General features: G+C 66.8%; 17 protein-coding genes and 2 pseudogenes. 7 read left to right on the forward strand and 12 right to left on the reverse strand.

Annotation, left to right across the window (positions count from 1 at the left end; translation table 11 throughout):
* Window positions 1-2 precede the first annotated feature (2 nt).
* From FXN61_RS07430 to FXN61_RS07460, 7 genes are all read right to left on the reverse strand, one after another.
* Window positions 3-941: a M56 family metallopeptidase gene (locus tag FXN61_RS07430; protein ID WP_167971518.1), complete on the reverse strand. Its 939-nt coding sequence runs from the start codon at window positions 939-941 to the stop codon at window positions 3-5.
* Window positions 938-1303: a BlaI/MecI/CopY family transcriptional regulator gene (locus tag FXN61_RS07435; protein ID WP_167971520.1), complete on the reverse strand. Its 366-nt coding sequence runs from the start codon at window positions 1301-1303 to the stop codon at window positions 938-940. Before FXN61_RS07435 ends, FXN61_RS07430 begins: the two co-directional genes overlap by 4 nt.
* Window positions 1304-1437: 134 nt before the next feature.
* Window positions 1438-2040, reverse strand: coding sequence for a DUF305 domain-containing protein (locus tag FXN61_RS07440; RefSeq protein ID WP_167971522.1), 603 nt, complete (start codon window positions 2038-2040; stop codon window positions 1438-1440).
* Between the two features lie 55 nt (window positions 2041-2095).
* The gene (locus tag FXN61_RS07445; protein ID WP_167971525.1) at window positions 2096-2464 is read right to left on the reverse strand and encodes a hypothetical protein; all 369 of its coding nucleotides are present in this window, start codon (window positions 2462-2464) and stop codon (window positions 2096-2098) included.
* Between the two features lie 26 nt (window positions 2465-2490).
* On the reverse strand, window positions 2491-3744 hold the full coding sequence (locus FXN61_RS07450; protein ID WP_167971527.1) for an MDR family MFS transporter: 1254 nt from the start codon (window positions 3742-3744) through the stop codon (window positions 2491-2493).
* Window positions 3741-4862 (reverse strand): PLP-dependent cysteine synthase family protein, encoded by a 1122-nt coding sequence (locus tag FXN61_RS07455; RefSeq protein WP_167971529.1) that lies wholly within the window; start codon window positions 4860-4862, stop codon window positions 3741-3743. The genes FXN61_RS07450 and FXN61_RS07455 overlap by 4 nt, the downstream gene beginning before the upstream one ends.
* Window positions 4863-4969: 107 nt before the next feature.
* Entirely contained in the window at window positions 4970-5401 is a 432-nt protein-coding gene (locus FXN61_RS07460) for a hypothetical protein (protein WP_167971531.1), read from the reverse strand.
* Window positions 5402-5700: 299 nt separating this feature from the next.
* Here FXN61_RS07460 and FXN61_RS07465 point away from each other — a divergent pair, with 299 nt between their 5' ends.
* A complete protein-coding gene (locus tag FXN61_RS07465; RefSeq protein WP_312877590.1) occupies window positions 5701-6708 on the forward strand; it encodes an NlpC/P60 family protein in 1008 nt (335 codons plus the stop codon).
* 181 nt (window positions 6709-6889) lie between these two features.
* On the forward strand, window positions 6890-7447 hold the full coding sequence (locus FXN61_RS07470; RefSeq protein WP_167971493.1) for a M23 family metallopeptidase: 558 nt from the start codon (window positions 6890-6892) through the stop codon (window positions 7445-7447).
* 188 nt (window positions 7448-7635) lie between these two features.
* On the opposite strand, the gene FXN61_RS07475 is transcribed toward FXN61_RS07470, so the two are convergent.
* The gene (locus FXN61_RS07475; RefSeq protein WP_167971536.1) at window positions 7636-8601 is read right to left on the reverse strand and encodes an amidohydrolase family protein; all 966 of its coding nucleotides are present in this window, start codon (window positions 8599-8601) and stop codon (window positions 7636-7638) included.
* 112 nt (window positions 8602-8713) lie between these two features.
* On the opposite strand from FXN61_RS07475, the gene FXN61_RS07480 reads away from it, so the two are divergent.
* From FXN61_RS07480 to FXN61_RS07490, 3 genes and pseudogenes are all read left to right on the forward strand, one after another.
* Window positions 8714-9199 carry a DUF4396 domain-containing protein gene (locus FXN61_RS07480; RefSeq protein ID WP_167971539.1) on the forward strand — a complete coding sequence of 162 codons (486 nt, stop codon included), beginning with the start codon at window positions 8714-8716 and terminating at the stop codon, window positions 9197-9199.
* Between the two features lie 198 nt (window positions 9200-9397).
* Window positions 9398-10760: pseudogene (locus FXN61_RS07485) on the forward strand (MFS transporter).
* Between the two features lie 66 nt (window positions 10761-10826).
* A complete protein-coding gene (locus FXN61_RS07490) occupies window positions 10827-11351 on the forward strand; it encodes a carboxymuconolactone decarboxylase family protein (protein WP_167971541.1) in 525 nt (174 codons plus the stop codon).
* A gap of 21 nt (window positions 11352-11372) precedes the next feature.
* Here the strand turns inward: FXN61_RS07490 and FXN61_RS07495 are convergent.
* A pseudogene (locus FXN61_RS07495) lies at window positions 11373-11456 on the reverse strand (M23 family metallopeptidase); the annotation flags it as partial.
* 189 nt (window positions 11457-11645) lie between these two features.
* Between FXN61_RS07495 and FXN61_RS07500 the strand changes: the two are divergent.
* Window positions 11646-12428 (forward strand): hypothetical protein, encoded by a 783-nt coding sequence (locus FXN61_RS07500; RefSeq protein ID WP_223165335.1) that lies wholly within the window; start codon window positions 11646-11648, stop codon window positions 12426-12428.
* Here the strand turns inward: FXN61_RS07500 and FXN61_RS07505 are convergent.
* Together FXN61_RS07505 and FXN61_RS07510 are read right to left on the reverse strand one after the other, a co-directional pair.
* Window positions 12425-12838 carry a DoxX family membrane protein gene (locus tag FXN61_RS07505; RefSeq protein ID WP_167971546.1) on the reverse strand — a complete coding sequence of 138 codons (414 nt, stop codon included), beginning with the start codon at window positions 12836-12838 and terminating at the stop codon, window positions 12425-12427. The two genes, FXN61_RS07500 and FXN61_RS07505, sit on opposite strands and share 4 nt — an antisense overlap.
* Before the next feature lie 100 nt (window positions 12839-12938).
* Window positions 12939-13085 carry a hypothetical protein gene (locus tag FXN61_RS07510; RefSeq protein WP_167971548.1) on the reverse strand — a complete coding sequence of 49 codons (147 nt, stop codon included), beginning with the start codon at window positions 13083-13085 and terminating at the stop codon, window positions 12939-12941.
* An 87-nt stretch (window positions 13086-13172) separates the two neighbouring features.
* Between FXN61_RS07510 and FXN61_RS07515 the strand changes: the two genes are divergently transcribed.
* Window positions 13173-13325 (forward strand): hypothetical protein, encoded by a 153-nt coding sequence (locus tag FXN61_RS07515; protein WP_167971551.1) that lies wholly within the window; start codon window positions 13173-13175, stop codon window positions 13323-13325.
* A gap of 812 nt (window positions 13326-14137) precedes the next feature.
* Here the strand turns inward: FXN61_RS07515 and FXN61_RS07520 are convergent.
* Window positions 14138-15994, reverse strand: coding sequence for an AAA family ATPase (locus FXN61_RS07520; protein ID WP_167971553.1), 1857 nt, complete (start codon window positions 15992-15994; stop codon window positions 14138-14140).
* Between the last annotated feature and the right edge of the window lie 65 nt (window positions 15995-16059).

Consider the following 16059-nt stretch of genomic DNA (forward strand, 5'->3'; position numbering starts at 1 on the left):
GTTCAGGCCGGACAGGCGACGGCCACCACGGCGAACATCGCGCCCGCAGCGACCAGCACGGGGAGAACCATCGCGGTGACGCCCGCCAGCCCGCAGGAGAACAGCTGGCGGCGTCGGCTTGCGGGAGCTGGTCCGTCGAGCAGCCGCTCGACGCGCACGTCCATGGAGGTACCGCTCATCGCCAGGGCCGTGCCCGGCGCACCGTGGCGAGACACCTTGAGCAGGGCGCTCCGCACCGCGTCCGCGCCACATTCGCGGACAGCCGCCGCGTCCGCGACCAGTTCCACCAGCTCACGCAGCATGCCGGGTGCCAGCTTGAACAGCGGCAGAAACGGGAAAGCGCTGGCCATCGCCTCGCCGATCGCGACGATGAGATGGTGGCGACCCGTCAGATGGGCGCGTTCGTGCGCAAGCACGGCGTCCACCTGGGCACCGGTGAGCTTCCTGGCCAGGCCGTCCGTCGCGACGATGACGCCAGGGCGCCCGGTGAGGCTGAACGCCAGCGGTTCGTCGTGCTCGAGCCACAACGTCTCGCCGTCGCGCCGTGCGGCGACGCGCAGGACCGCGAGGTGGTCCTCACGCCTGCGCGCTCGTCGCCGCGCACTACCCACCGCGCCCACGACCAATCGCACACTCAGGCCGAGTAGCAGCAGGGCGCCCACGACGCCGCTGACCGCCTCGACGCTGGGCGGAGTGCCGTGCCGGACCGAGGACCAGCAGTTGCCCAGCGCGGCGAGCAGGGTCTCCCCGAACCCGTGGTTCGGGAGAAGAAGAAGGACGACACCGCCGAGCGTGGTGAGAGCCACGGCCGCCGCCGACGTCAGCCACGCGATCACCGCGACCAGTGGATCGCCCCCGTTGACGACCCGGCGAGCCAGGACCGTGGGAGCTAGCCAGCTCATCAGCGCCGCGCCGATCAGCAGCGAGACCGCGACCGTCATGAGGCGGACGACCTCTTCTTCTTAGGAAGGGCTCGGCGCAGGAGCTCGGACTCTCGCTCCGTCGCCGACTGCGCGAAGTGCATCAGCACGGCTTCGGGATCACCGGAGGAGACGAGGACGTCGCGGACGGTGCGGGCGGCTGCCTCGGCGCGACTGAACGCCGGCTCGTACCGGTAGGCCTTGCCTTCGAGTTCGCGGGTGACCCAGCCCTTGCGGTGCAGGTTGTCGAGCACGGTCATCACGGTGGTGTACGCCAGCTTCTTTCCCGTTTCGAGGCGGTCGAGCACGTCGCGCACCTTGAGCGGGTGCTCCTGCCACAGGACGTTCATCACCGCGGCTTCCAATTCACCAAGTCCGTGCATCGTTCCTCCTGGCCGAGAGGATACGGCAGAAGGACTAGTTACTACTACGATTCGCTATAGTAGCCAGCGGCAGAGGAGAGCGTTCAGACCGGGGCGAACACGGTTTGCTCCGGCCTGAACGTCTTGCGGTGCTTCTACTTCAGCAGGCCCTGCATCTCGGTGATCTCAGCCTGCTGCGCGGTGATGATGTCCTGCGCGAGCTTCTTGCTCTCGGCGTTGCTGCCCTTCTCGATGTGAGTCTTGGACATGTCGATCGCACCCTGGTGGTGCTTGATCATCATTTCCATCCACATGCGATCGAACTCGGCGCCTGTGGCCTTTCCGAGCTTGGCCATCTCCTCGGCGGTCATCATGCCGTTGCCGCTACCCATTGAGCCGTGGTCCATTCCGGGCATCGACGACACCGTCGGGGAGGCACCCCACTTGGAGAGCCACGCCGTCATCGTCTTGATCTCCGGGTCCTGCGCTCCCTCGATGCGCTTGGCGAGATCGGTCACCTTTGCGTTCGTGGTCTTGCCCGGCACCATCTTGGCCATGTCCACCGCCTGCTGGTGGTGGGCGATCATCTCCTGGGCGAACTGCACGTCGTGATCGTTGTGGTCCGCCGCCTGCTGGCCGGAAGCCGGGGTTGAGGCAGCGGTCGAGTTGTGCTGCATGCCCCCCATGTCGTTGCTGCTGCCGCACCCGGTGACGAGCGCGACAGTCGCGAAGCCGGCGACGATCAGAGACTTCCTCATTGGTGGTTCTTCCTTCTGTGCTGGGAAAGTGACTTGCCTCTGGGAACCGGGCCGATCACAACCTCAACACGCACAGGGAGCTGAGCAAGTCGCGACCGCCTCTGGGCGGCGGTCGTTCGGGAGCGCGTGGCCACGCCGCCGACGCGAGGATGCGACCCGCGATCGGGCGCGCTGTGCGCAGCAGCAGCCACACGAGCAAAAGCAGAGATACGACGGCGCAGAGCACGGCAACGCAAAGGTGCAACATCTCGTGCGTCGGCTGCGGTGCCGGATCCTCGGACGGCGGCGCGTGGTGCGCACTCGTGGACATGGACCCGTGTGCGAGCGACACGTCGCTGCTCACGTTGACGTGGTGCATGCCGACGACACCGAGGAACAGGACGCACAGCAGGACCCACTGGGTCGCCCTGCTGTGCATGCCCATGTAACTACCGTACCTAGTAGGTTGCATCACTGCTTTCTACGGGTCAGCGCTCCAACCGGTTCAACAGCCGACACGCGGTTGAGCGCGCGCAGGCTCCACGCGCAGAACAACCCAAGCGCAGTCAGGGCCAGCCACGGCAACGCGGGCACCCCCGCGGCGCGCGCCAGGTCGAGCGCGGTGCCGGTGAACAGGTTTCCGGCGAGGATGCCGACGCCCACCACCGTGTTGTAAAGCCCGTAGTGGGTGGCGACGAGCCGATCGCCCGACAGCGCCACGATCGTGTCCATCTCGAACGGGAACACGACCATGGTGCCGAACGCCACCAACGTCGCGGACAGCAGCACCGGCACGTACGCCACCACTCCGCTGGATGGTGTGGGCAATGCTGGAGGAAGGAAGGCAGCGGCCATCAACAACATCCCGATCACAAGTGATCTGTCGGTGCCGAACCTGCGCCGGAACCACCCGGTGACCCGCAGCTGCCCGACGATGGCCAGCACACCGGAGACCGCGAACAACGCGGCGACCAGCACGGTGCCGCCGACACCGTCACCTGCGACGCGGCGTGCCTCCAGCGGGAGCGCCAGATAGATCTGGAACGACAGCACGTACGAGCCGATCATCGCGACGGCGAACAGGACGAACCTGCGGTTTCCGAACACGCCGCGCCAGTCCTCGAGCACGGAGCTGTCGGTGCGAGTCGTGGCCTTGCGTGCCGGGAGAGACCTGATCTGCAACACGGTCAGCACAGCGAACACAACGGCGGCGACGGCGCAGGTCAGCGAGAAGTCGACGCCGGTCAGCACCAACCCGATGAGCGGGCCGACCAGGATTCCGGTCTGGTAGAAGACGTTGAACAAGGCGAACGCCTCGACGCGCCGTGGTCCGGCGTCGTTCGCCACGTAGGCGCGCACCGCCGGGTTGAACAGAGCACCGGCGAATCCGGTGGCCGCCGAGGCGATGATGAGCGCGGGCAACGTGTCCACGAAGCCGAGCAGCCCGAAGCCCGCTGTCCGCAGGGCACAGCCGGCGACGATCAGCGGTTTGTACCCCAACCGGTCCGCGAGCGTCCCGCCGATGAGGAACATGCCCTGCTGGGAGAAGTTCCGCACGCCGAGAACGAGCCCGATCGCCCAGCCGGCGAGCGCGAGCTCGCCGGACAGGTGGACGGCGAGATAGGGCATCAGCATGTAGAAGCCGACGTTGATGCTGAACTGGTTGAGCAGCAACAGTTGTACTGGCCGGTCGAATGAGCGGAACTGCCGAGCGATGTTCGTCACGACTGATGCCTCATCGGGTCCGCGACATTCCGGCAACGCGTCCACGCGGTGACCTCGCGATCGCTCGTGGCGAGGATCTCCTCCGGATCAGGCCTCGGAGCCGTTACGAGCAGCTCGTTCGCGGCGCAGTAGGTGTCGTTGTAGATCGTGTCGAAGTACCGGTGCGGACCGTCCGGGAAGACCGCTGCGATGCGTACATCGGGGTCGTGGGTGCGGGCCAGCCAGCTGGACACCACGGCCACCGCGCCGACGCTCCACCCACCGCTGGCGTGGTGCCGGGACGCGAGTCTGCGGCAGGCCCACACAGACTCGGCGGCGTTGACCCAGTGCACCTCGTCGAACGCCGCGTAGTCGACGTTGCGCGGGAAGATGCTGGACCCCAGACCGCGCATGAGGCGCGGCCGCGCGGGCTGACCGAAGATCGTCGAGCCGATGGTGTCGACGCCGACCAGCCGCAGGGCGGGGAAGTACTCCCGCAACACCCGCGACACGCCTGCGGAGTGCCCGCCGGTGCCGACGGAGCACACGAGCACGTCGACGCGGCCGAGCTGCGCGACGAGCTCCAACGCGAGCGACTCGTAACCCGCCACGTTGTCAGGGTTGTTGTACTGGTCCGGGCAGTACGAGCCGGGCGTCTCCTCGAGGATCTGCTCGACGCGGTCGCGCCGGGCCTGCTGCCAGCCGCCGCTCGGATGCGGAGCGGGGACGAGATCGACGACGGCGCCGTGCGCCTGCAGCATCTGCTGCACGATCGGCTCCATGCCGGGATCGGTGACCAGCGTGACCGGGTGGCCGTAGACGATGCCCGCGAGGGCGAGACCGAGGCCGAGGGTGCCGCTGGTCGACTCGACGATGGTGCCGCCGGGTGCCAGCTCGCCGCGTTCGCGAGCCTTGGCGATCATGTGCAGTGCCGGGCGGTCCTTCATGCCTCCGGGGTTGAAGCCTTCGAGCTTGGCCCAGAACCCGTGCGGAGACAGGCCGGACAGGTCGTCGATCCACTGGACCGGGGTGTTGCCGACCACCGACGCCGGGCTGTGGCAGCGCGGTGCGGACGACGACGTGAGCATGCGTGCGGGAGGAACGGCCAGCGTGCCGGGCTGGCCCTGGGTGACGAGCATGGTGTCCTCAAGGTTGTACGCGTGGTTCGGAAGACGTGATCGTGGGCAGCACGAACTGGCGAAACCGGGGTTGTTGCCCGGGTTTCGCCTGCACTGCTGCGCGCTGATCAGTTCCGCGCGACGCTGAGGAGAACCAGGAGCTGGCGGCCCGCTCTGGGAGGACCGCTTGTGCGTGACCAGAAAGCCGTGCCGGGTCCACTCGGGACGGTCGAGGTCCCGCTGCCGAGGCTGGCCGGAACGTCGTGGCTGGATTGCGCTTGCCACGCCGTGTCGTCCGGGCGATGCAGCGCACGGTCGAGCGCGGCCTTGCGGTGGAAAGGCTCGCGGTCGTGGTGACAATGGTCGGAAAGTGCGGGCTCCGCGGCATGCGCGAGGCTGTGGCTGTGTGCCGAGTCAGCCGTGTGTTCGTGGCTGGGAATGGCCGAAGCGTGGCCTTCAGCGGAGCAGAGCGTGCTCAAGACGAAGAACGACAGCACGGCCAGCACGACGGCCAACGCCGTCGATCGGATGCCACCGAGTGTCGTCGTCTGAATCCGCACGGTTACGAACATATCGCGATCGTGATACGGGCGGGAATCGCTCGATCGTGTCCATTGTGGACATATGATCACCTGTAATGCCGTGTTTGTCCTGGACGATCCACATGGTGTGGCGAAGTGTCGCCATGTTCGCTGTCAAACGTGAATGCCGAAGTCGTGCAGGGGATGGCGGACCAGTCGTGTTCCGGGTCACACGGCCTGACCTACTAGGCTGCCTAGTAGACAAACGCCGTGACGTTGCCGTAACTTGCGCCAAGGCATCGGGGGAGGCCTGTTCCCGACTACGGAGGTACGGCGACGTGACGTCGCATCAACTCAAGCGCGGCAAACGAGGTGCACTGGCGGTTGCGGCGGTCCTGGTGGTTGTCGGCAGCGGCTCCGGCTCTGCTGGCGCCCAGCCCGCGGGCGATCCTGTCGAACAGTACGAGGAGCTGAGCGGGCAGGCGGAGAAGCTCAACGACGACGTGCTCAAGGCTCAGGAGAACCTCGACGCCAAGAAGGCCGAGCTGACCAAGGCCGCCGCGGACCTGAACCAGGCCAAGCAGGCCGAGGAGCAGCTGCGCGGTCAGGTCGATGTGCTCACCGAATCCACTTTCCAGGGCGCACAGTTCAACGGGCTCTCGGCGATGCTCGTCAGCGACTCCCAGCAAGACTTCCTCAACCGGATGTCCGCGCTGGAGATGCTGGCGGCCGACAACGCGGAAGCGATGGACAAGCTGTCCGCCGCGGTGGCTCAAGCGAATGACGTCCAGCAGCGCGCCGAGAAGGCGGCCAACGAGGCGGCGGCGGTCGCTGACGACCTCAAGAAGCGCAAGTCCGAACTGGACGGCCGGATCGTTGAGCTCCGCAAGGCTGTGAACAACCTCAGCTCGGCTCAGAAAGCCGGGCTCGGATTCGGTCAGGTCAAGGACGCCGGCACCTACCTGGGGCCTCCCGGTGCGGCCAACACGGCACTGCAGGCGGCCCTGTCGAAGCGGGGCTCGCAGTACCAGTGGGGCGGCAACGGCCCGAACGCCTTCGACTGCTCCGGTCTGACGAAGTGGGCTTACTCGACGGCCGGAGTCACGCTACCTCGCGTCGCGGTGGACCAGTACCGAGTTGGCAGGCCGGTGGCCCAGAACGAGCTCCAGCCTGGTGATCTGGTGTTCTACGACGACGGCACCGGTAATCCCGCCGCGATCCACCATGTCGCCATGTATGTGGGCGAAGGCAAGATGGTGGACGCGCCCACCGAGGGGCAGCTGGTGGACGTGCGTGCGATCCGCGGCGACGGCCACTACATCGGTGCCCGGCGGATCGTCGGCTGACTCGATGTCCCGACACGCACGAACCGTTACGCCGCACCGCTCCACGCGCCTGTCGACCCACGTGTTCATCGCCGGCGTTGCGGCTGGAGCCGCCGCGGCGGCCTTTCAGTTCGACATCGCACCACAGGATGCGTCGGTCCGCGCACAGGACCAAGTCCTGTTGTCGGCCAACCTGTCTGGTGTGGACGGTGTAGGCGGTTACAGCGCCGGGCCGAACCTGTTGCGGGTTCGCCAGCCTGGCCACGACGAGGTGGAGCGGCTCAACACGAGTCTGCGCATCACCGAACAGCGTGAGGCGGAAGCGGCCGCAAGGCGCAAGGCCGAGTACGAGGCGGAGCAAGCGCGCAAGATCAAGGTCTTCGCACCGACGCAGGGCACGATCACCTCCAACTACGGTCCCCGGTGGGGAACGACGCACTACGGCCTCGACATCGCCAACCGCATCGGAACGCCGATCAGGTCAGTCATGGACGGCGTCGTCACGGACGCGGGACCGGCCAGCGGCTTCGGACTGTGGGTCAGGATCGAGCACACGGACGGAACCACTGCCGTGTACGGCCACATCAACAGCTACGCCGTGCGCGAAGGCCAACGGGTGAGTGCCGGCCAGGTGATCGCCCAGGTCGGGAACCGCGGCATCTCCACCGGTCCGCACCTGCACTTCGAGATCTGGGATCAAGCCGGGAGAAAGCTCGATCCGTTGGCGTGGTTGCAACAACACGGAGTGCAGATCGCATGAGCCGCCTGAGCTCCTGGACTGGTCCGAGGGCGACATCGTCATCGGCGTCGCATCGGATGGAATCGTGTACGCGAGCGGAGATTCCGCCATCCACGCTTCCGCCGACAGCGGCAGCACCTTCACGGTTCGCCCGTCGCTGAATTGATGCTCCAATCGGGTACTGGTCCTGATAGGAGCATTGAACGTCGTCAGCTCAGACCGAAGAGCCGCTCCACGTTGCCGTGAGCGATCTTCTCCCGATCCGCGTCGTCGATCGGTGCGTTGTCGAGCAGCGCTCGGGCGGGTTCGTTCGGTGTATAGGGGTAGTCGACGGAGAAGATGATCCGGTCGGCGCCCAGCACGGCAAGCGCGCACTGCAGCGGCGGGAACGTCGTGTAGCCGCTGGTGGAGATCCAGATGTTGGTGCGGAAGTAGTCTGCGACGGGTTGCCGGAGCTTGCTGCTGATCGGTGTGAGCACGGTGTCGATCCGGGCCAACGCGAACGGGATCATCTCGCCCATGTGACCGATGACCACCTGCAGTGCGGGAAACTCGTCGAAGATCCCGGAAACAATCAGCCGCAGCACGTGCAACGCGGTCTCGGAGTGCCATCCCCACGCCGCCGTGGCCAGGTGATCGGCGGCGATCTGCGGCAGACCGCTGAAGTACACGCCGGCGACCGCCGCCGGGGGAGCAGCCGGGTGCAGGTAGATCGGCACGCCGAGCTTCTCGGCTTGGCTCAGCACCGGCCGGAAGCGGGGATCGTCCAGGAAGTGGCCGTCGACAAGTCCGTTGACGAGCGCACCCTTGAACCCGAGTTCGTCGACGGCGCGCCGCAGCTCGACCGCGGCTGCGTGGGGTTCGCGCATCGGCAACGCGGTGAAGCCGGCGAAGCGGTGCGGGTGAGCAGCGACGATGCGCGCCAGAGCGTCGTTGGCCTCTGTTGCGCGTTGGATCGCTTCCGCCCCAACGAGGCGTTCTGCGCCGGGCACGGTGTGGGAGAGGACCTGGAGGTCGATCCCTGCCGCGTCCAGGTCGCGCAGCCTTCCTGCCCCGACGTCTTCCAGGCGTTCCTGGACGCGGGCGAGCTGCGGGTGACGGCGAAGCGAAGCCAGGGCATCCGCACTCTGCAGGGCTGGGTGGGAGAAGTGTTCCTCGATGGCGATGACGCGCACTGTCGGTGTCCCCTCAAACGGCCTTGACACCCCTAGGGGGTATGAGCGTATCTTCGCCACAGTATACCCCCGCAGGGTATGTAAGCCGAGAGGTAAGGCAAGGGAACGGGTCATGAATCACGCTGGTGCGCAATCAACTCTGACGAAGCTCGCCATCTCTGCGACGCTGCACTGCCTCACCGGCTGCGCGATCGGCGAGGTGCTCGGCATGGTCATCGGCACCGCGCTGGGCTGGTCGAACCTGTCGACCATCGCGCTCGCGGTCGCCCTTGCCTTCGTGTTCGGCTACGCGCTCACCATCCGGCCCGTGCTCAAGTCCGGGTTGCCTCTCCGTGCCGCCATCGGCGTGGCGTTGGCCGCCGACACCGTGTCGATCGCCGTGATGGAGATCGTCGACAACGGGGTCATGCTGGCCGTGCCGGGCGCGATGGAAGCGGGCCTCGGCAGCTGGTTGTTCTGGGTGAGCCTCGCGTTCGCGCTGGCAGTGGCGTTCGTGGTGACGGTTTCGGTCAACCGCTGGCTGATCTCGCGCGGCAAAGGGCACGCGGTGGTGCACCAGTACCACGGTGGCGGCCATGAAGGTCATCACCAGCACTGAGTGAACCGTGGCCGCGAGACGCTTGCGGCCACGGTCCGTCAAGATCTTCCGTTTCGCAGGGGTAGTTGTTACGCGATCGGGGCAGACGTCTGTCCGGTTGATACCCCCTACCGGTATGGAGTACAAGAAATGTCCAGTGTGGATGGTTCAGCCCGGCGCAGGTGGTGGGCACTCGCCCTCATCGCCGCGGCACAGTTCATGGTCATCATGGACACCTCGATCATCGGGGTGGCCCTGCCGCGGATCCAGGCGGATCTCGGCTTCTCGCAGGAGAACCTGTCCTGGGTCTTCAACGCCTACGTCGTCGCCTTCGGTGGACTGCTCCTGCTCGGCGGCAAGCTGTCCGACCTGCTCGGCGCTCGCCGCATGTTCGCCACCGGCTGGCTGGTGCTTCTCGCAGGCTCCGTCATCGCCGGCGCCGCGAGTGAGATCTGGGTGGAGCTGCTCGGTCGCGCGGTGCAGGGCGCTGGAGCGGCGCTCATCGCTCCCTCCGCCCTGACCTTGCTGATGATGCTGTTCGGCAGTGAACCGGCGCAGCTCGGCAAGGCGCTCGCCGTCTACGGCGCCGCAGCCCCGGCCGGTGGCACCGCCGGTGTCTTCCTCGGCGGCGTGATCACCGAGTACCTGAGCTGGCCGTGGGTGTTCTACATCAACGTGCCGATCGCGGTGATCGCCCTGATCGCCATCCCTGCCCTGATGCCCGCGGGTGCCGCTCAGCGCGGCTCGACCGACCTGTTTGGCGCGATCACCGTGACGGCCGGCCTCGCGGTCGCTGTCTACGCCGTCGTGCGTGCTCCCGAAGCGGGTTGGGCCTCGGCCGAGACGATCGTGGGCCTCGCCGTCGCCGTGGTGCTGCTGGGCTCGTTCCTGCTCATCCAGGCCAAGCGGAAGGCTCCACTGGTGCGGCTCGGCATTTTCCGCACACCCCAGCTCGGGGCGGCGAACATCGCGCAGCTGCTGCTCGGTGGCGCGTGGATCCCGATGTGGTTCTTCCTCAACCTCTACCTGCAGCAGGTCCTCGGCCTCGGCGCCTTCGCCAGCGGCTCGGCGCTGCTGCCGATGACCACCGCGATCATGGTCCTGATGGTGGTCGTCGCACCTCGCCTCACCGCGCGGTTCGGCGCCAAGCCGATGGTCGTCACCGGTCTCGTCGTGCTTGCCGCCGGCCTGGGCTGGCTGGCACTGGTGCGTCCGGACGGCAACTACTGGGTGGACGTCCTGGCCCGCGTCGCGCTGGCCGCCACCGGCATGGCGCTGGCGTTCATCCCTCGCTGGGTACCGCCATCGTCGAGCGCGCGCCCGGAGGAGGCGGCCTCGCGTCCGGCATCGTCAACACCAGCTACCAGATCGGGTCCGCACTCGGTCTGGCCGCGATGACCGCGCTCGCCGCCTCGTACGGCGTCGTCAGCTCGGTGACGTCAACGCGCTGACCACCGGAGTGTCTGCCGCGTTCATCGGTGCCGCCGGCATCGCGATCGTGGGCGCGCTCGCCGCGAGCGGCACGCTGCGCGGCAGCCGTGCGGCCGTCCGTGACGCCGAGCGCGAGCCGGTCAATGCCTGATCGTCCACCTCGGTTGCGCCCGCCTCACCACGGCGGGCGGCAACCCTTCCTCTCCAGGAGTTCCACATGCGACGGATCCCCGCCCTCACCCCGGCGGACGCCCCGGACAAGTCTCGTGAACTGCTCACCGAAATCATCACGCGACATGGTTCGGTCGGCGACATGGTGAGCACCATGGCCCACTCACCCGCACTGCTGCAGGGTTACCCGGACTTCTCGCGAGCGCTCAAACGCGTCAAGCTGCCGCGCGCACTCAGCGAGAAGATCTCCCTCGCCGCGCAGGAGTGGATCGGCTGTGGCACCTGCTTGGCAGCGCACATCGAGGCTGCCCGTGCGAACGGAGTCAGCGACAGCGACATCGTCCTCGCCCGCCAGGGAACCGCCGTCGATCCACGTGAGGCGGCACTGATCGCCTTCGCGGTGCGCGTTCTCGCGGAGCCGTCCGGGATCTCAGACGACGACATTGCTGGGCTTCGGGCACACGGCTGGAGCGACCGCATCATCGCCGATGTTGTTGGGGTGGTGGCTCTCAACCTGCTCACTGGCGCGTTCAACCTCGTCGCGGGCATCGAACCGGCACCGGTGCCCTGAGCGGCCGCTGCGCTCCCGGATTTCCAAGCGCAGGTGGGGACCAGTCGACTCGCCGCGGTTGCCCATCGCGGCGATGACCTGGCCGGCACTCACTCGCTGCCCCGCACGTACCGCACAACTGAAAAGTCAACCAGCCGCCGAGCCGGACGAGGATCAGGTACAGCAGTCGACCACGCTTCACGATCATGCTCTTGTGGTTGTTGATGCGCGATCGCGTCAGGTGGGCGGCCCATTGCAGAGTTCTGACACCCACACGCAACCCGTCTACGAGGTCTTGAAGAGCTACGAGTGACGGTGGCGCGGATTGCCCTCAAGGACCAGTTCTTCACACGCGAGAAGGTTGAGCTGATCGGTGGCGAGATCGAGCGCGTGGACTCGGCGTTCCGGCGGGACGAGTTCGTCGCCGTCGTCGTCGCGCGGTTCCCGGAGCTCGAACTCAAGGCGCGCATCGACTGGATCGCCATGCGCCTGGAAAGGCATCTGCCGCACGACTTCCGGCGGGCAGCGGACGTGCTGGTGCGCTCGCTGCCCGCCCCAGCCGATCCGGCCCTCTCCGATGGCGACTTCGGTGACTTCATTTACGCGCCGTACGCCGAGTACGTTGCCCGGCGCGGCCGCACGGTCGAGGATCTCGACTTCTCGCTCACCGCCCTGCGTGAGATCACCACACGGTTCTCGGCCGAGTTCGCGATCCGGCCGTTTCTCGACGCGTTCCCCGATCAAGTGCTGGCGACGTTGCTGGTCTGGACGAAGGACGAGCACTACCACGTGCGTCGGCTGTGCAGCGAGGGCACGCGTCCCCGGCTCCCGTGGGCACGGAACCTGACACTGTCCTACGACGTCGGGATCCCGCTCCTCGACCGGCTCTTCGCCGACCCGACGCGGCACGTGACGCGATCCGTGGCCAACCACGTCAACGACATCGCGAAGAAGGACCCGGACCTGGCGCTCGACACGCTTGCGCGATCGCGGGACACCGGACACCAACGGCAGCGTGAGATGCGCTACGTGATCCGCCACGCCGCCCGGACCCTGATCCGGGCAAACCACCCCCGCGCCCTGGACCTGTTCGGCTAGCCGAACAGCGGCCCGGTGATGGTCAGGCCCAGCCCGGCGCCGTACCCGGCGTACAGCGCGAACAACAACAACGCGGCGCCGGCGAGTCCCACGTCCTTCTGGAACTGGACCATCTCCATCTGCTTGGCCTGAGCGTCGGTCTCCTTCCAGAAGCCGTGCATCAACACCGCCGTGGGCAGCAGGAACAGCGCCAGCAGCAACGCACCCAGATCCGCCCACACGCCGAGCAGGATCATCAGGCCACCCAGCAGGAGCACCACACCACCCGCGAGGACCGCGAGCTTGGCCGCGGGCACTCCCTTGGACCCGGCATAACCGGCCATGGCCTCGGTCTGGGTGAAGTGACCGAACGCCGAGCCGAGGAACAGCAACGCGAACAGAATCCGGCCGATCAGGGCGACTACGTCCATGACAACCTCCAGAGAGGGCCGGTCATATTCGTCCAGTGTTCAACCATCTCTACTGAGCTGCAACCCGCGAGCCTGGCCGTGATGTGTGCGGCGGTGCGCATCAATTCCGGCACCGCATGGCCCCGCCAGGCCCGAGCCGGTCCAGACAGTGCTCCGCGCGCTCCCTGCCGCGGTCGATCAGCTCGGCGCTGTGGGAGAAGTCCACCGGCAGCACCGGCAACTGTCGCAACCGTGGCACATCGAGCATCAGCGGTTTCGCAGACCGGTACAGGCCAATGTGGACGATCTGTCTGCCGGCGCGGAACCGTGTGCCCGGCGGTGAAGGGCGCGGGCGGTGAGCAGGGCCTGCATCGCCGCGGCCGGGCGGACGACGACCGGGCGCGGCGCGTCCACCATCCGCCCGCGCCGGAAGCTGGCTGTGGTGACCCCGATGACCGGGCGTTCCCAGGCCGCCAGCGGCCAGCGCGGCGGCGACTTCGGAAGATGAGAGACCGCCTGCCGCTGGGGAGTGAGCGGCGCCGCGATGCTGGACCAATAGCTGACAAGCATCGTCCACTATGGAGGGAATGCTCTGTCTACTGTGGACACTAGGGCCCCCTCCTGGGCCCTTTCTCGTCGAGGCCTAACGGCCACGACGGGTCTGAACAGGCAAAAACATGCCGATGGGGCCGTCTTTGGGAGTTGCTCCGAAAACGGCCCCATCGTGTCCCGTCAGGTCTGGTCGGTCCACCACTTCTGGCCAGCCTCGCCGAGGGTGGAGATCGGGTCGTAGTACGGGTAACGGCGGTCCAACGCCTCCGGGTCCTCGAGCTCGATCCCGGTGCGGTTGATTGCTGTCGTGCGGGTCGTTCAGCAATCCGTCGTTGAAGGGCTCCAACCCGGCAGACGAGTCGCTTCACCCGGCGTCGTCCGTCGTGCTCGAGCTACTGGTGTTGCGGCGGTTGGTGCGGGAGCTCTACGCGGCGAGCGGGCGCACCCCGGCGTCGGCAGTCAGAGCGCACATCGCGGGCGTCCAAACAGTTGTGGCACAGGCACTTGTCGCGGCAGAGGCCAGCTCGATGACGTGCGTTGGGCGGTGCTGCCGTTGGTCGGCCGCACCGCCTTCCACTTCGGTTACGCCCGGCTCCCTGGGTTGGATCCGGTGCGCGCTGAACCTGGGTTGACCACCGGACACGTGGGCGCCGTCGCCTACCTCTTTGCGTCGGATTACCTGCGCGCAGGTCTGCTGGTGCCGGGGACAAGGTGGTGCTGATCGGTGTACGCGGTGGGTTCACGTCTCGTGCGCGGTTATGCAGGCCACTACAGAAGCCCGTTGAGCCGGACGAACAGCGCCTGGAAGCGCAGACGGGAGGGCTCGTCGACCTCGTCGGGAAGCGTGCCGGGCGAGCGCATGAGGTGGTTTGCCGGTTGGTAGTGGTCGTAGCGGTGACCGAGTACGGCCTCCACCTGCTTAACGATTCGGCCGCCACCGCTGAGCTGGGACGGCGTGAAGGTGCCCACCCCGGACTCCTTCAGCAGCTTTAGGTACCAGTCGACCTCGAAGAGGTCCTCGATGTCGGCTTCGCCGGTGCCGGTCACCTCGGTCAGGTGGACCAGCCGCTTCGTGTCGATGAGGCCCTTGGACGCCAGTTGGGCGATGCGCTGGTTGCCGTTGGCCGCGACGTCCATCAGCACGGCCACGTTCAGGTCACTGCCGCCCAGCAGGGACACGAATGCCGGCACCTTGTCGAGCCCGCCGACGGGTGTGATCGTCCACTGCGGGTCGAGGGGTGTGCCTCCGGCTTGCCGGACGACCTCGCTCATCACGGTCAGGTACACGACGTCCGATGGGCCCTCGACGAGCAGTTGGTGCGGGCTGATCACGAGCGTCTGCGTCATGTCGACACCGATGGCGCCGAGCAAGGGGAAGACCGTGTCGGCACGGGCAGCCCACACGTTGTCGCTCACCTTGGTGCCCTCATCGCCGACATCCTCGACGGTGCGGCACCGGTCGAGCTTGTTCTTTTGGATCATGAACAAGGAATGGGTGGTGTAGATGACCTGGTGGTGGGGCGCCAGCCGGTCTTCGATGTAGCGCAGCAGGTCGTCCTGAGCCTTCGCGTGGAGATTCAGTCCCGGCTCGTCGAGCAGGATGATCCTGCGGGCAGTGCCCGAGCCGAACTCGGAGAAGGCCGCGAGGAACGAGAAGAACCACAGGAAGCCCTTCGACCGCCCCTCGACCGGCAGGGTCACCCGATGCCGCTGGTTCTTGATCCGGACGTGCAGCCATGGCTCGCGGTGCGGTGGGTTCTGCGGGTTTGGCCTGAACTCGATGTCGAGCTCGACGGTCAGGTCCGGGTTCTGGGTCCAGTACTCGAGCAGCTGGTCGGTGAGCTCGTTGGCTGCGGCCTCGAGGGCGGCCTTGCGGCTCTCGTAGGACTCTTCAGTGAACTCGGCGGTGTCCACCCCGGCGAGACGCAGGAGCGAGAGCGCAGTGCGTTCCTCGGGACGCAGGTCGCGCTCGGGAACTTGCTGCAGCCGGTCGATCGAGACGGTTCCCGGCAGCACGTTGTACTCGTCGAAGTACTGGAACTGGGGCATTCGTGCTTCGAGCAGGCCCCAAGCCTCCTCCTCGAGCGTTCGGCCGCCGAGGTTGTCAGCCACGGTCACGGCTGCCTCGGCAGCGGTGTCCGCGCGGAGAGCGTCAACAAGTTCCGTGACGGTGGTCGCCGCCGCGTAGGGACTGGGATCGAGGCCCGCTTTGGCGACTAGATGGCGTGCCGCCGCCAGTTCATCGAAGAAGGCGATGCGGTACAGCTTGGAGTCGTTGTACTTGCGGTACAAGGTGATCCGCTCACTAGTCAGCGCTTCAGGCCCAAGAACCTCGGTGACCGCCGTGACATCGTCCGCGTCGAGCTGGAAAGTCATCCTGATGGGCTGAGCCGTGGAGATCTTGTCTTTGTCGCGCGACCGGTAGCGCCGAGGGTAGTCCCGTAGGTCCTCGAACGTGGTGATGTGTCCGCTCGACAACGGGTTGAGGCGGTACAAGGCCTCGAGCACGGCGGTCTTTCCGGACTCGTTCTTACCGACAAGAGCGGTGACGTCGCTGTTCAGCGTGAACTCGGTTGAGTCCGTGGCGCTCTTGAAGGTGGCGACGCGGGCAGACAGCAGCTGCATCTATGTGTTCTCCCTGATGCGGTATCGACGATGCTGCCCCGAACAGCGGAGGCAACGCTACGCCT

This window comes from Lentzea indica, from assembly GCF_012184385.1.
Lineage (GTDB): Bacteria > Actinomycetota > Actinomycetes > Mycobacteriales > Pseudonocardiaceae > Lentzea > Lentzea indica.

What these genes read in the sequence shown, in the direction of transcription:
- FXN61_RS07430 (WP_167971518.1), bottom strand. Translation starts at nt 941, where the DNA reads ATGACGGTCGCGGTCTCGCTGCTGATCGGCGCGGCGCTGATGAGCTGG.
- FXN61_RS07435 (WP_167971520.1), bottom strand. Translation starts at nt 1,303, where the DNA reads ATGCACGGACTTGGTGAATTGGAAGCCGCGGTGATGAACGTCCTGTGG.
- FXN61_RS07440 (WP_167971522.1), bottom strand. Translation starts at nt 2,040, where the DNA reads ATGAGGAAGTCTCTGATCGTCGCCGGCTTCGCGACTGTCGCGCTCGTC.
- FXN61_RS07445 (WP_167971525.1), bottom strand. Translation starts at nt 2,464, where the DNA reads ATGGGCATGCACAGCAGGGCGACCCAGTGGGTCCTGCTGTGCGTCCTG.
- FXN61_RS07455 (WP_167971529.1), bottom strand. Translation starts at nt 4,862, where the DNA reads ATGCTCGTCACCCAGGGCCAGCCCGGCACGCTGGCCGTTCCTCCCGCA.
- FXN61_RS07480 (WP_167971539.1), top strand. Translation starts at nt 8,714, where the DNA reads ATGAATCACGCTGGTGCGCAATCAACTCTGACGAAGCTCGCCATCTCT.
- FXN61_RS07490 (WP_167971541.1), top strand. Translation starts at nt 10,827, where the DNA reads ATGCGACGGATCCCCGCCCTCACCCCGGCGGACGCCCCGGACAAGTCT.
- FXN61_RS07505 (WP_167971546.1), bottom strand. Translation starts at nt 12,838, where the DNA reads ATGGACGTAGTCGCCCTGATCGGCCGGATTCTGTTCGCGTTGCTGTTC.
- FXN61_RS07510 (WP_167971548.1), bottom strand. Translation starts at nt 13,085, where the DNA reads ATGCTCGATGTGCCACGGTTGCGACAGTTGCCGGTGCTGCCGGTGGAC.
- FXN61_RS07520 (WP_167971553.1), bottom strand. Translation starts at nt 15,994, where the DNA reads ATGCAGCTGCTGTCTGCCCGCGTCGCCACCTTCAAGAGCGCCACGGAC.